This is a genomic window from uncultured Flavobacterium sp. (genome assembly GCF_963975005.1).
Taxonomy (GTDB): domain Bacteria; phylum Bacteroidota; class Bacteroidia; order Flavobacteriales; family Flavobacteriaceae; genus Flavobacterium.
Map to the genome: position 1 here is coordinate 1 of NZ_CAXBFR010000075.1, position 13,357 is coordinate 13,357.

The window sequence follows — 13,357 nt, forward strand, 5'->3', positions numbered from 1 at the left end:
ATTTCATTATCTTCTTCAAATTTGCTCATACCTAATAGTAATTTGGTTGGCGGTCTTTGGGACATTTCTGTAGATTGGACCTATAATGAGTCAAACTATTTAAATAAAGAAACAATTTATTATTAGAATTTCAAACTTGAAATCTGGAATTTTTAAAAAAAAAGTGTGCTTTTAGATAAACGGTGATTCTTAATTAGTTTATTGGTTATTAGTATTTATGTTAATCCTTAATCTAAAACACACTTTTTAACTTAAAAATGATAAATTAAACATTTACAAATCAGTCAAAATCTTATGATTTATTCAGCTATCATATTAGGATTAATTAGTAGTTTTCACTGCATAGGAATGTGTGGTCCAATTGCTATGATGTTACCTGTGGATAGAAACAACCCAACCAAAAAAACAACTCAAATTCTAACTTATCAATTAGGAAGATTAACAGCTTATTCTAGTCTTGGATTTCTATTTGGATTAGGTTGACTCTCTTCATCTATTTCTGGTATTGTACAACAACTTTCTATTATAGTTGGACTATTAATGATTTTAGTTGCCCTTGTTCCAGAAAAAGTTTTTGCCCGTTATAATTTTTCTAGACCTGTTTATAAAATTATTTCACATGTTAAATCAAGTTTAGGAAAACAATTTAAGAACAAGAGTTATAAATCTCTTTTTACAATTGGGTTACTTAATGGTTATTTGCCTTGCGGAATGGTTTATGTAGCTTTATTTGGCGCAATTGCAATGCAAAGTGTATCAGTAGGAACATTCTATATGTTTTTGTTTGGTTTAGGAACTATTCCTATGATGAGTGCTGTAGTTTATATTGCTAATTTCATCACACCAAAAACAAGAAACGCTATTCAAAAAGCTATTCCAATTCTAACAATTTTAATCGGAATGCTATTTATCGTTAGAGGTTTAGGTTTAGATATTCCATATCTTTCTCCAAGTAATATGAGCTTGTTTGTACAACCAGAAGCTAATTGTCATTAAGAAGGTTATGAGTTTGTAGTTTATAAGGTTAAAAGGGTTTGCGATTAATTTATACTTGATAATTTTCTTAAACATAAAATCTTTTCAAACTTTGCTTTTTTACGTTTAATTTCACAGATTCTTCTAATTTTTCAAATCTGTGTTCCAAATAACTGAAAATCTAAATAGTCATTGAAAACAAATGTGTTTGTGGTGCTTTTCGAATCAACCTTAAATCAAAAGCCATGCAAATATTTCTCACAAATGGTTTTCCTTTTTCAGTAATTAGTATTGAATTTCCTACTATAGCCAATAAACCATCTTCTTTCATTTCCTGCAGATTTTGTAAAACATCGTTTATTTCGCTAAATTTCATAGCATCATTTTCCCAAGAAGTCGAAAATTGACACATTAAATTCAAGATATGTTTTCTAATTATTAAATCTTCATCCGTTAATAAATGACCTCTAAAAACAGGTAATTCATTTTTATCTAAACGAGCATAATAATCTTCTAATGTTTTTTCATTTTGAGCAAAAGCGTACCAACTATCACTAATTGATGAAACTCCTAAACCAATCATTAATTGTGTTTTAGAAGATGTATAACCCATAAAATTACGATGTAATTTTCCTTCTTCATACGATTTAGTCATAGTATCTTCTTTCAATGAAAAATGATCCATACCAATTTCGATGTAGTTATTTTTAGCTAACTGTATTTTACCCTTTTCATATAATTCACGCTTTTCGTCATCTTTTGGTAAATCTTCATCTTTAAAACCACGTTGTCCATTTCCCTTTATCCAAGGCACATGAGCATAACTATAAAAAGCTAATCTGTCTGGTTGTAAGGATTTAGTTTTATCAATTGTATCCAAAACATCTTCCAAAGTCTGAAAAGGTAATCCAAAAATTAAGTCATGACCAATAGAAGTATATCCAATTTCTTTTGCCCAAAAAGTTACTTTAGCTACGTTGTGAAAAGGCTGAATTCTATGAATGGCTTCTTGAACTTTTTCTGCATAATCTTGAACTCCAAAACTAACTCTTCTAAAACCTAAATTATATAAAGTTTGTAAATGTAATCGTGTTGTATTATTTGGATGTCCTTCAAAACTAAATTCATGTTGAGGTGCTTTTTCTGCTTTCTCAAAAATTCCGTTTATTAGGCGTTCTAAATTTTGAGTAGAAAAGAAAGTTGGAGTTCCGCCACCTAAATGAATTTCTTTTATGATTGGTTTTTTGGAAAATAAGTCACAATATAATTTCCATTCTTTTAAAACGGCATCGATGTAAGGATGTTCTACTTCATGTCGTTTTGTAATTCGTTTATTGCAACCACAAAAAGTACACAAACTTTCACAAAAAGGCAAATGAATATATAAACTAATACCTTCTGTTGCATTAGATTCATCAAATGATTTTTTAGATGAAGCTTCCCATTTCTCAACCGAAAATAAATCTTCTTCCCAATAAGGTACAGTTGGATAACTTGTGTATCTTGGACCAGGAACATTATATTTTTGTACAAGTGTTTGCAACATGACTATTTTAATTTACTCAAAAATAGTGTAGCTTTTTCAAATTAAAAATGATAATTATCATATTTGAGATTTGTAACATTTATTACATATTTTGGATACTTAAATTTGTAAATTTGTTTTAAACAAATAAGATTATGAACGCAAAATTTAATGAAATAATAAACCAAAGTCAGTTAGTACTAGTTGATTTTTATGCTGATTGGTGTGGACCATGTAAAATGATGTCTCCTGTTTTGCAAGAAACAAAAAAAGCTGTAAAAGACGATGTTAAGATTATTAAAATTAATGTTGATCAACATCAAGATTTAGCTGCTGAGTTTATGGTGAGAGGAGTTCCGACCTTTATGCTTTTTAAAGAAGGAAAGATGCTTTGGAGACAATCTGGCGTTTTAAGCAAAAATCAATTAGTAGAAATTATTAATCAACATAAAAATTAAATAAATTTTTAGTATTTTTATAAAAAATTAAAAGGATGAAAAATATATTTTTAAGTTTAAGTGTTTTATTAATAATGGCTTGTTCATGTGTAAAACAACAAGAAGGTGTTAATTTAGTAGATTCTAATAAGTTTGAAGAACAAATGAAAGAATCAACTAGCCAAATAATAGATGTAAGAACTACAGAAGAATTTTCTGATGGGCATATTGTCAATGCAGTAAATATGGATGTTACTTCTGACGATTTTGAAGCTAAAATTGCATCTTTGGACAAAGAAAAACCGGTTATGGTTTATTGTAAATCTGGAGGAAGAAGTGCTAAAGCAGCAGCTATTTTAAGAGATAATGGATTTAAACAAGTTTATGATTTAGATGGCGGAATGATTGGCTGGAGTGCAGCAAGTAAGCCTATTGAAAATTAACTAAAAAACTAAAAGGCTATGAAAAAAAATGTAGGAAATGGTGATAGATTTCTAAGAATTATGATAGGAATTATTGCATTAATTCTAGTTATTGGAAATGTAGTTGAAGGAACACTTATGTGGATAGCTTTAGCTGTTGGATTAATAATGGTTGTTACTTCATCAATACAATTTTGTCCGTTATATTCATTATTTGGTTATTCTACTTGTAAAGTTAAAAACAAAAAATAAAATACAAACCGAAATGAAAGTTTCGGTTTTTTTATGATCTTGGTTTATTAATTCCTCTATCGTAGAGTACAATGCTTCCGGCAACAGCGACATTTAAACTCATCTCTGATTTGAATTTTACTAAAGAATGACATTTTTCAATGGCAGCTTTTGTAAGACCATTATCTTCTGCACCTAAAAGATATACACAACGTCTAGGATGGTGAAATGTTTCTAAATCTTCAGCTTTTTCATCTAATTCTACTCCAACTAAACGAGCACCTTTAGGTAAGTTTTTGAAAAACTCCTCAAAATTTTCATAATGAAAATAAGGCATAGCCATAACTGCATTGTGAGTATCACTCGCTTGTTTGGCATATCTATTTCCTATTGTAAAAATAAAACTTGCTCCTAAATTTTGAGCAGAACGCCACAAAACACCAAGATTTTCTGGAGTTTTTCCATTTTGTATTCCTATTCCGAAGAATTCATTTGTGAAATTATCATTCATTTGGCAAAAATACAATGTCAAATATAAAGAGTCACTATTTTAGTTAAGTTTTTTTACCATTTTAATAGTAAAAGAGGCTTATTGAAAATTAAGATATTACTGATTTTTAAAATTTTATTTACTTTGATTTAAACGAATTTCAACTTCACGTTTTTCTAATTTTAAGAGTTCAATTTTACGATGCCAAATTTCAATTTCGTATACAGCATCATTAATTTGTTGTTCCTTTTTTTTAGCTGAACGAAAAATTCTATATCCTTTGGCTTTTTCTAAATCCTCTTTTGCATCTTCTAAGGCTTTATAACTATTGGAAATAGCACTTAAAATTTCTTTATAAGTGTTTTCATCTGCTTGTATTATCGATTTATTAAAACGATCTTTTTCGGCTTGTCCTTTTTTAGTTAGAATCTCAGATTGTTCTTCTAGCTTTAGTTTTTGACTTTTAATTTTTTTTAGGTAATTTTCTTTTTGAGTTTCTTTATTGGCTTTCTCAATATTAATTATTTTATTGGATTGATAATTCATAATAATTAAGGTAAACAGAATAACCGATAACCCCACTAAGACTAAGATTATGCCTTTTTTATTAAATCCAAGAAAATTATCTTTTGGTTTTTCTTCAATATTAGTCATTCGTGTTGGAGAAGGCAATTCATTTAAAATGGGTTTCAATTCTTCAATTTCTCCAGCAGTTTTCCAAGTATCAAAACCCTCACACCAAATTGGAGTAAATGATGTTATTTTCTTTGCTTTTAATTCTTCAATATTAAATGGACCAACATTTACATTGTTTTCATGTAAATAATATAATTTCATTTTGTTTTATTTTTACTGAATTACGATTTGTTTTTCTTTGGTTGCAATAATTTCTGGTTTTCCTTAATACACTTTAACAATGCCCGTTATGCAAACTTTTTTATTTTTTTAAAAGTGTTTGTAAATCATAACTTAAATTTACTAAGTTTTTTAAATAGTGCTACAACAAACTTTTCCTTAGAATAAGCATTCCCAAAATTAATAAACGTTGTTTTCTTGGTTTTATTGGATACAAATATACCTTGTACTTTGGTAGTAACCGTAACTTTTTTGCCTTCATAGTAATGTAAACTATGAACAGAAGCGGTTTGAGCATAAACTAAAGTAGTAGAATGAATGAATAGTAGTATAAAAAAAATTTCATTGTATAAATAAATTAAATTTAAAAATATGAAAATCTTTTAATTTTACCAATTAGCAAAAGATATCCCAACGCCTAATGTAGTTTGCCTGTGATTATAATCCAATAAAGTTTCACCATACCCATGAAAAAATTGTGCATGTCCTCTAATATGTCCTCTGATAGGAAAAACGTAATTTAATTGAATTCCTCCTCTTTTTAGCGATGTTAAAGGATGAGTTGCAATAGCATAAAATTCATGTTTTAAATAATGATATCCTACATAAACTTCAGAATCACCTATGTATTTTGTAATTTCTGGATTTTCATCATCTTCATCTTTTATACGAATCCAGGGTTTGAAATTTACAATCCAATCGTCACTTTCATATCCGATATTGAAAATAATTCTATTCCAACTTCTCGAATTGGGTAAATCTTTACCATTTGATTGATGATTTAATGAAAAACCAACATTTCTGATGTTTCCTGTAAAAAGTTTTGTTTTCAAAGGGAAGTTAAAGATTACTTCTGGTTCATAATTTAGCTCTCTAAAGGCTCTTGAAAATTTTTTATTATAAACTTGCCAATGGGCTTTTTGAGTATAAGCTACCCATATATCTCCTAAACCAAAAAAAGCAGATTGTATAATTTTTGTTTTGAAACTTAGTTGAAATTTAGCCTCAAACTTATTATAATCATCAATTTCGGTAGCTGAATAATCAGGATTTTCGCTAAAAGGTTTCGAATTTGGCTTACTTGTCCATCTACCCGCAGTAACGTATATTGGTCGATATGAAACTAATTTAAATGTCCCTTTTTTGTCAATACTATCTAATTCCCAATCTTGAGAAAGTGTTTTTTTAATTATTAAATTGTCTAAAATGCTTTGAGATAATAAATTTTGAGAATTGTATAGAAAAAGTAGTAAAATTAAATAGAATTTAGAAATTCTTAGCATTAGTTTGCGTTTATTATTTGAACAGCTAAATTAAGTAAAATAAACTATATTAAAGTATGTTTTTTTCAAGTTCAACAAGTTCATTATCAATGTTTTTTCTGGCTAAAGAGTTGAACTTAATTTTGTTTTAATTTTTCAATTGTACTTAGTATCAAATTAATATAATTAGGTAATTCTTTTATTTTAATACATGCTTTAAGATAATTACGACCTAAGTCAATTTTTACATTTAATCAGAATTCAATAATTAACGTTCTAAGCCTTATTTATTTCAAGGATTAAGGTAGAAACCGTAAGTGTTTTACGTGTAAACCGTATTGGATAACCATTCAAGGAGATTAATTTTGTATAAAATTAATTAACTAGTGCTCAATTCCTATATCATTATTGATTCAATAAAATCAGTTGAAAATCATATGACTGATTTTCAGCAATTTACTGATTTTGTTTGTGTAGGAGTTTATTATGATTTCGAAAGTGCATTAAATGCTATAATTGAAAAAAAACCTGAGCTTATCTTTTTTCATTTTACAGATGATATTCCTCTTCATTTTATCCTAGAGCTTCAACGATATATTGAGGATTTACCTTATATAATTGCCATAAATGAAGAAGATAAAAATGCTTATAAAGCTATAAAATATGGCGTAATGGATTATATCTTATTGCCATTAACCATATTTGAAATTAGAAAAGCATTTATGAAATATGCAATGTTTTCTAAAAAATCAGCTCAAGAAAACTTATGCATAAAAACCAATAGCGATTATTATTTTATTCCTTTTGAAGATATTGTTTATTTAATGGCTGATAATAACACTACAGATTTCTATTTGAAAAATGGAAAAGTAATTTCAGGATTCAAAACATTAAAGTTTTTTCAGAGTCAATTGCCTTTTTATTTTTTTAGAATTCATAACAGTTATGTAGTCAATATTAATTATGTGAGTAGGATAAATACTAGTAAATCTGATTGTTATTTGTTTAATAATGAATACAAACTTCCATTTTCTAGAACCTATAAGGATAATATTGAGACAATTATCAGAAGAATTGGTTAATTTCAATTTTGTCAGTTACATTAAATTATAGGTAACTTACTTAAACCACAGTGCGACTTACTAACTAGCCTTCGTTTTTTTCTTGTAATCATAAAAGGATAGATAAATTTGCTCTGTTCAAAACAATTAAAATTTGATGCAAATTAGTAAGTAAAGAAAGGGAATTCTTTACTTTTTATTATAAAAATTTCCCTATCTTTATAAATAAGCAATGTGTCTGATTAAAAATTTGAATGTAAACCCCAAAACACAATTCTAAATTTACCTATTATGAAAAAATTTTTAACATTGGCAGCTATTGCATCAGGATTATTCATAGTTTCATGTACTGCTGAAACTGATTCTATTGAATCAACTCAAAACTTAAAAGTAAATCAAAATATTGACGAATCTATTTTTGCAAGAGAAGGTGATTCTCTTGGAGACTCAAGTACTACGACTGTAGAAGGAGAACCATATATCAAAAAAGATAAGGACTAATTTATTTATATTTTCAATTAGATTTTATATATTTGATAAAAAGAAGAATTGAAAAATAGAAATTTATATCTTTTAATTTTATTACTTGTCACTTTTATTTCTTGTTCAAAAAAAGAAAAAAAAATAATAATCTAATTGCATTTTTAGGTTCAGAAAAATATGCTTTGTCTTCTCAGGAAGACAAGGCTTTTTATTTAGATTCAATTTCAAAAAAAATTGATGAAATGCCAAATGACACGGTTACCAAAAATTTAGCTTTTAAGATTTCATCTGAATACTATTATTTAAAAGACAATAAAAAATCTTTTAACCTAAGTAAAAAGGCTTATAACATTTCACAAAAACTATCGGATTCAATCGGAATGGGTAGAGCTTTATATTACATGGGCGATTGTTATGAATTTACCAAAAAAGATAGCGCTTATTATTATTATAAAGAATCGGAGAAATTTTTTAGATTACTTGATAATAAAGGAAAATTAGCTAAAGTCTATTTTAACAAATCCTATTTGCTTTTTTATGAAGGAAATTATGCAGAAAGTGAACTGGAAGTTATAAAAGCATTACAAAACTTAAGCAATTCTGCAAATTACAAGTTAAAATATTCATGTTATTCACTTCAAGGTTCTATACATAACGAATTAGAAGAATATGATAAAGCTTTATATTATTTTCGCTTAGCAGAAGAAGCTTATTATGACTTAAGAGCAGACTATAAAAACGACATTGAATCAATATATGATTACTATGTTTTAAATGTTATTAACTTATGTAATATATATGATAAAAAAGGAGAGTATAAAAAATCAATATCTGAATTAAGTAAAATTAAAACCAAAGAGTTAAAAGTAAATTGGCCAAATCTATACAATCTTGTTATTGGAAATTTGGCATATTCTAAAATGAAAAATGGAGATCTTAATGAAGCAAATAAATTATTTGAAGAAGCTCTTTTTTTAAATACAAATGACAAAAATGATAAAGGTTACCTTTATAAAATTCTTTATTATGGAGAATTTCGTCTAATTCTGAAAGATTCATTAAAGGCTAAAGAATATTTTGATGAAGCTTTGATGTTATCTAAGCGTTTTAATAGTGGGAATGAAATTCTTAAATCATTAAATTTTTTATCAAAGATAGATTTATCAAATAGTGCTTATTACAAAAATGAATATATAAAGGTTAGTGATAGTATTATTAGACAACAAAGAGCAAGTAGTAATAAATTTGCTCGAATTGAATATGAAACCAATAAGTTGGAAAGTGCTAATGAACAATTAATTAAACGAAATTTTAACCTTCTTTTAAGTGGATCTTTTTTAATAATTATTTTTTTAATTATTCTAGGAATTAGACATAGAAAAGCACAAAAAAGAGAAATTGAGTTTTTAGAATTAAGAAAAGCTGCTGATAATGAATTATATGAATTAGTAAAAGATAATCAAATTCAATTGGTTAAAATCAAAGAAAATGTTCAAAACAGAATTGCAAAAGAATTGCACGATGGTGTTATGAATGATATTTATAGTGTTAGATTAAATCTTGGGTTTTTAAATAGTTCTGATGATGAGGCTATGAAAGAAAAACGATTATTACACATAACCGAACTTCAAAAAATTGAACGAGAGATAAGAGACTTGTCACACGACTTAAATCATGAAACAGATTTTGATCAAATTGATTATAGATATTTATTGAATAAACTTATTGAAACTATAGATGAAATTTCTCCAACAATTTATTCATGTATTATAGAACCCTTAATAAAATGGGATAATTATAGTTCTGTCATTAAAATTAATATTTATAGAATATTACAAGAGTTTTGCTCAAATGTTAACAAATATGCTAAAGCTGAAAATTGTATTATTGAACTAACAACAACTAAAAATTCACTTATTGTTTCTGTAATCGATGATGGGATTGGATTTGATACCTCAAAAATAACTGATGGTATTGGAATGAAAAATATAAAGCAGCGTATAAATACAATAAAAGGTAAAATTGAAATAAAAAGTAGCCAAGGAAAAGGGACAAAAGTTTTTATTGAAATACCAAAAATTAAAAAAAAGAAATAAAACAAAGGTTTATAGTGCTTTTTACTTAATTTAATTATTACAACTACTTAATAAATCAGTGAGATTATGCAATTTATACTTTTTTACGCTTTCAAGTAATTTTAACGATTTTGAGAAGTAATTATAACTAAATTTTTGTTCTGTATAATTTTCTTCTTTTTCAGCAGAAATAGTAAGATATCCATTTTCAATAGTTACATCAAAAGCTTTTTTTTTGAGAGACTTGATGCTGCTAATTCAACATCTAACATTCCATCTTCTTATTTAATATTTAAAGCAGGCTCACTAGATTTTTCATTCCAAAAACTATCTAATAATGATGAGCCATAGGAACTGCAAACATAACTGCAACACTAGCAGCCGATGCAAACTAAGAAGGAAATGCTATCTCAACCTTACTAATAGTTTTAGGGAAAGATTTAGTTTCAAAATATGGAGGTATTTCAAGTACCGACACAAATTATGTGGATACAAATGGAAATATTGGTGGCGCTTTTGGACTTGATAAATACGGAAAGAAAGAATATGATGTTTCGGGAGATATTGTTTCATTAGGATTAGTCCTGCATTTAGATGCAGGTAATATGTCAAGTTACCCAGCATCTGGTACAATCTGGTCAGATATAAGTGGCAATGTTAATCATGGTACTTTAATAAATAACCCAACCTATAACAGTTCTAAAGGAGGAAACCTAGTATTTAACGGAAGTAATACCTATATAAATGCACCACTAACAAAAACTGCATCTTGTACGTTTCCCGCTTGGGCAAAATCAACTAACACCAATTCTAATAATATGCTTTTTAATGCAGGGTATAATGGTGCATGTCCTGATTTGTTTTTCAGCAGTGGGAAATTAAGTTGGAATACCTGGGATAGCTCAAATAATTCTTTTGGCAGCATTCCATCAACAGCCTCAGATGGAAATTGGCATAATTATGTGTTAGTAAATGATGCAGTTTCTAATACAACTAAATTGTATTACGATGGTATTTTATTTGGTACAGCAACTTACAAAAACGCATCTTTAAATACAACATTGTATATTGGTGGAAATAATTCTAATTATATGTGGAATGGTTCTATTGGGAATTTTCAAGTGCATAATCGTGCATTAACTGCATTAGAAGTTGTTCAAAATTTCAATAATTTTAAATTAAGATACGGTTTATAATTCTCCAGTTGTATAATTTAACAAAATATTTATTTAAGAGAATCAAGAAATAAAAGACTGTATATGTTTTCAAAAGCTTATATATAGTTTTTTAGGACTGAACAAACGCTATAGATATTCCATAGACACTTCGTAGATATTAGGTACAAAGTAGGACTAAAGTAGTACTTCAAAGTTGTTTTTTTGGTGGGGTAATCTGTAATTCTAATTGTATATAAATATATTGTTGGGTAAAAAGATAATAAAAAAAACCGTAATAACTTATTTTTAAAGTAATTACGGTTTTTTAGTGGAGTCGGAGAGAATCGAACTCTCGTCCAAACAAGCAATCAAAAAGCTTTCTACGCGCTTAGTTTTTAATTAGATTTTCGACAAAAAGCTAGGTTAAAAACAACCACTCTCTGCTTAACTTTACTAATTCAAAACGGATTTAAAGTATTACCGTTTCTAGGTTTACTTTTACGGTTCTCCTGAGCTAAACGCCATAAACCAAGGCTTTTAAGGAGAATCCGGCTTTCCTACCTAGTAGGAGCGAGGCATTATCTTACTATAATTCAGATTATGCAGCCAAAGCGTAATTATTTTCGCCGTGTAAAGTGTTATACGTTTGGATTTACGAGCAAAACATACAATGCTCGACGTGCTTACTAGTTAATTCCACTCGCTGTCAAAACCAGTCGACCCCTTTTATTTAGTATTCAGTGCTCAGTTGGCAGTAAATTCTGTTAACATAAGTACTAAAACTTATGCCAAAATTACTATTATTTTATCAATTAAAAAATCTTTTGTTACTAGTTATTCAAAAGCTATATTTGTAGTCTTAAAATTAATAATAAGTTTACCTCAAAAGTAGTTGAACAAAATCCTGTATAAAATGAAATTCGGAATCATAAAAGAACGTAAAAATCCACCTGATAGAAGAGTGGTATTTTCTCCATTTAGATTAGAAGCTTTTAAAAATGAATTTCCTCAGGCTGAAATTAAAGTTGAATCTTCTGATGTAAGAATATTTACGGATGAACAATATAAAGAAAAAGGTTTTGAAGTTGTATCTGATATGACTGATTGTGATGTGTTAATTGGAGTTAAGGAAGTTCCTTTAGATGCTTTAATTGTGGATAAAAAATATTTTTTCTTTTCACATACTATAAAAAAACAGCCTTATAATCGTAGTTTGCTTTTAGCTATTTTAGAGAAAAACATCGAATTATATGATCATGAAACCATAGTAAATGAAAAAAATCATCGTTTAATTGGTTTTGGTCGTTATGCCGGAATTGTAGGTGCTTATAACGGAATTAGAGCTTTCGGAATGAAATACGAATTGTTCAATTTAGCTAAAGCAGAAACCTTACCTGATCAAAAAACATTGATTGAACGCTTAAAAAGAAATCAATTACCAAATATAAAAATTGTCTTAACAGGAAGCGGAAAAGTAGCTCATGGGGCCAAAGAAATGTTGGATGCCATGAAGATGAAACAAGTTTCGGTAGAAGATTATCTAAATAGAAAATACGATGTTCCTGTTTATACCTTTATTGATGTCTTAGATTATAACAAAAGAAAAGATGGACAAGTTTTAGAAAAACACGATTTTTATGAACATCCATCCGAATACGAATCTGATTTTGAAAAATTTGCCAATGTGTCAGATATTTTCATGGCTGGACATTTTTACGGAAATGGTGCACCAGTGATTTTAAATAAAGAAATGCTGAAATCTCCAAAATGTAAACTCAAAGTGGTAGCAGATATTTCATGTGATATAGACGGACCAGTGGCTTGTACAATTAGAGCAAGTACTATTGCAGAACCTTTATACGGATATTTAGCAAGTGAAGATAAAGAAGTACCTTTCACACATCCTTCAGCTGTTGTAGTTATGGCTGTCGATAATTTGCCATGTGAATTACCAAAAGATGCCAGTGAAGGTTTCGGGGAAGTGTTTTTAGAAAGAGTTATTCCAGCATTTTTTAATGAAGATAAAGATGGCGTTTTAGCAAGAGCTAAAGTAACAGAAAACGGAAAATTAACAGAACGTTTTGCATATTTGCAGGATTATGTTGACGGGAAATAGTGTTCAGTGTTCAGTTTTTAGTTGGCAGTTTTAGATAAGAAAAAAATAAATCAGATTTAAAATGAATAATATAGAAATAAAATTTCAAGAGCATTTTAAACTAAATATTTTATTTAAAGATAAAATTCTGTTTCAATATTTATTGATTGAAAACAATATTTCATATTACAATAATGATTTAACAAATGAATTTCTTTATTTTTTATTAGATAAAGACAGAGCAAAAATCAATGAATTGTTAATAAAAAATGAAATAATAGCTAGTACT

13 protein-coding genes, 1 other RNA gene and 1 pseudogene are annotated in these 13,357 nt (G+C 27.8%); 10 read left to right on the plus strand and 5 right to left on the minus strand.

What is annotated here, in order from left to right:
- Positions 1 to 294 precede the first annotated feature (294 nt).
- Positions 295 to 996: pseudogene (locus AACZ53_RS09745) on the plus strand (sulfite exporter TauE/SafE family protein).
- A gap of 160 nt (positions 997 to 1,156) precedes the next feature.
- Here the strand turns inward: AACZ53_RS09745 and hemN are convergent.
- Complete coding sequence (hemN, locus tag AACZ53_RS09750) at positions 1,157 to 2,521, minus strand: oxygen-independent coproporphyrinogen III oxidase (RefSeq protein WP_339837685.1); 1,365 nt, start codon at positions 2,519 to 2,521, stop codon at positions 1,157 to 1,159.
- A gap of 134 nt (positions 2,522 to 2,655) precedes the next feature.
- On the opposite strand from hemN, the gene trxA reads away from it, so the two are divergent.
- The 3 genes from trxA to AACZ53_RS09765 are packed head-to-tail and all read left to right on the plus strand — an operon-like array spanning position 2,656 to position 3,611.
- Positions 2,656 to 2,958 (plus strand): thioredoxin, encoded by a 303-nt coding sequence (gene trxA / locus AACZ53_RS09755; RefSeq protein WP_339837687.1) that lies wholly within the window; start codon positions 2,656 to 2,658, stop codon positions 2,956 to 2,958.
- Between the two features lie 35 nt (positions 2,959 to 2,993).
- A complete protein-coding gene (locus AACZ53_RS09760; protein ID WP_339837690.1) occupies positions 2,994 to 3,380 on the plus strand; it encodes a rhodanese-like domain-containing protein in 387 nt (128 codons plus the stop codon).
- An 18-nt stretch (positions 3,381 to 3,398) separates the two neighbouring features.
- On the plus strand, positions 3,399 to 3,611 hold the full coding sequence (locus tag AACZ53_RS09765; protein ID WP_339837693.1) for a DUF2892 domain-containing protein: 213 nt from the start codon (positions 3,399 to 3,401) through the stop codon (positions 3,609 to 3,611).
- 31 nt (positions 3,612 to 3,642) lie between these two features.
- Here the strand turns inward: AACZ53_RS09765 and AACZ53_RS09770 are convergent, their stop codons facing one another.
- From AACZ53_RS09770 to AACZ53_RS09780, 3 genes are all read right to left on the minus strand, one after another.
- Complete coding sequence (locus tag AACZ53_RS09770) at positions 3,643 to 4,101, minus strand: RNA methyltransferase (protein ID WP_339837696.1); 459 nt, start codon at positions 4,099 to 4,101, stop codon at positions 3,643 to 3,645.
- Positions 4,102 to 4,215: 114 nt separating this feature from the next.
- A complete protein-coding gene (locus AACZ53_RS09775) occupies positions 4,216 to 4,917 on the minus strand; it encodes a DUF4339 domain-containing protein (RefSeq protein ID WP_339837698.1) in 702 nt (233 codons plus the stop codon).
- 407 nt (positions 4,918 to 5,324) lie between these two features.
- Positions 5,325 to 6,218 carry a phospholipase A gene (locus tag AACZ53_RS09780; protein ID WP_339837701.1) on the minus strand — a complete coding sequence of 298 codons (894 nt, stop codon included), beginning with the start codon at positions 6,216 to 6,218 and terminating at the stop codon, positions 5,325 to 5,327.
- A gap of 365 nt (positions 6,219 to 6,583) precedes the next feature.
- Between AACZ53_RS09780 and AACZ53_RS09785 the strand changes: the two genes are divergently transcribed.
- The 4 genes from AACZ53_RS09785 (at position 6,584) to AACZ53_RS09800 (ending at position 11,012) form a co-directional block, all read left to right on the plus strand.
- Positions 6,584 to 7,279: a LytTR family transcriptional regulator DNA-binding domain-containing protein gene (locus AACZ53_RS09785; RefSeq protein WP_339837704.1), complete on the plus strand. Its 696-nt coding sequence runs from the start codon at positions 6,584 to 6,586 to the stop codon at positions 7,277 to 7,279.
- Positions 7,280 to 7,549: 270 nt separating this feature from the next.
- A complete protein-coding gene (locus tag AACZ53_RS09790; protein ID WP_339837707.1) occupies positions 7,550 to 7,759 on the plus strand; it encodes a hypothetical protein in 210 nt (69 codons plus the stop codon).
- A 101-nt stretch (positions 7,760 to 7,860) separates the two neighbouring features.
- Positions 7,861 to 9,837: an ATP-binding protein gene (locus tag AACZ53_RS09795; protein WP_339837710.1), complete on the plus strand. Its 1,977-nt coding sequence runs from the start codon at positions 7,861 to 7,863 to the stop codon at positions 9,835 to 9,837.
- 464 nt (positions 9,838 to 10,301) lie between these two features.
- Positions 10,302 to 11,012, plus strand: coding sequence for a LamG domain-containing protein (locus AACZ53_RS09800; protein ID WP_339837712.1), 711 nt, complete (start codon positions 10,302 to 10,304; stop codon positions 11,010 to 11,012).
- A gap of 287 nt (positions 11,013 to 11,299) precedes the next feature.
- Here AACZ53_RS09800 and ssrA read toward each other — a convergent pair.
- Positions 11,300 to 11,697, minus strand: a transfer-messenger RNA (tmRNA) gene (gene ssrA, locus AACZ53_RS09805).
- A 189-nt stretch (positions 11,698 to 11,886) separates the two neighbouring features.
- On the opposite strand from ssrA, the gene AACZ53_RS09810 reads away from it, so the two are divergent.
- Positions 11,887 to 13,089 (plus strand): NAD(P)-dependent oxidoreductase, encoded by a 1,203-nt coding sequence (locus AACZ53_RS09810; RefSeq protein WP_339837714.1) that lies wholly within the window; start codon positions 11,887 to 11,889, stop codon positions 13,087 to 13,089.
- A 61-nt stretch (positions 13,090 to 13,150) separates the two neighbouring features.
- A partial coding sequence (locus AACZ53_RS09815; protein ID WP_339837717.1) for a hypothetical protein occupies positions 13,151 to 13,357 on the plus strand: 207 nt, incomplete at its 3' end.

Bases quoted from the DNA above. Each gene is read 5' to 3' on its own strand.
- hemN (WP_339837685.1), bottom strand. From the start codon at position 2,521: ATGTTGCAAACACTTGTACAAAAATATAATGTTCCTGGTCCAAGATAC.
- trxA (WP_339837687.1), top strand. From the start codon at position 2,656: ATGAACGCAAAATTTAATGAAATAATAAACCAAAGTCAGTTAGTACTA.
- AACZ53_RS09760 (WP_339837690.1), top strand. From the start codon at position 2,994: ATGAAAAATATATTTTTAAGTTTAAGTGTTTTATTAATAATGGCTTGT.
- AACZ53_RS09765 (WP_339837693.1), top strand. From the start codon at position 3,399: ATGAAAAAAAATGTAGGAAATGGTGATAGATTTCTAAGAATTATGATA.
- AACZ53_RS09770 (WP_339837696.1), bottom strand. From the start codon at position 4,101: ATGAATGATAATTTCACAAATGAATTCTTCGGAATAGGAATACAAAAT.
- AACZ53_RS09775 (WP_339837698.1), bottom strand. From the start codon at position 4,917: ATGAAATTATATTATTTACATGAAAACAATGTAAATGTTGGTCCATTT.
- AACZ53_RS09780 (WP_339837701.1), bottom strand. From the start codon at position 6,218: ATGCTAAGAATTTCTAAATTCTATTTAATTTTACTACTTTTTCTATAC.
- AACZ53_RS09790 (WP_339837707.1), top strand. From the start codon at position 7,550: ATGAAAAAATTTTTAACATTGGCAGCTATTGCATCAGGATTATTCATA.
- AACZ53_RS09810 (WP_339837714.1), top strand. From the start codon at position 11,887: ATGAAATTCGGAATCATAAAAGAACGTAAAAATCCACCTGATAGAAGA.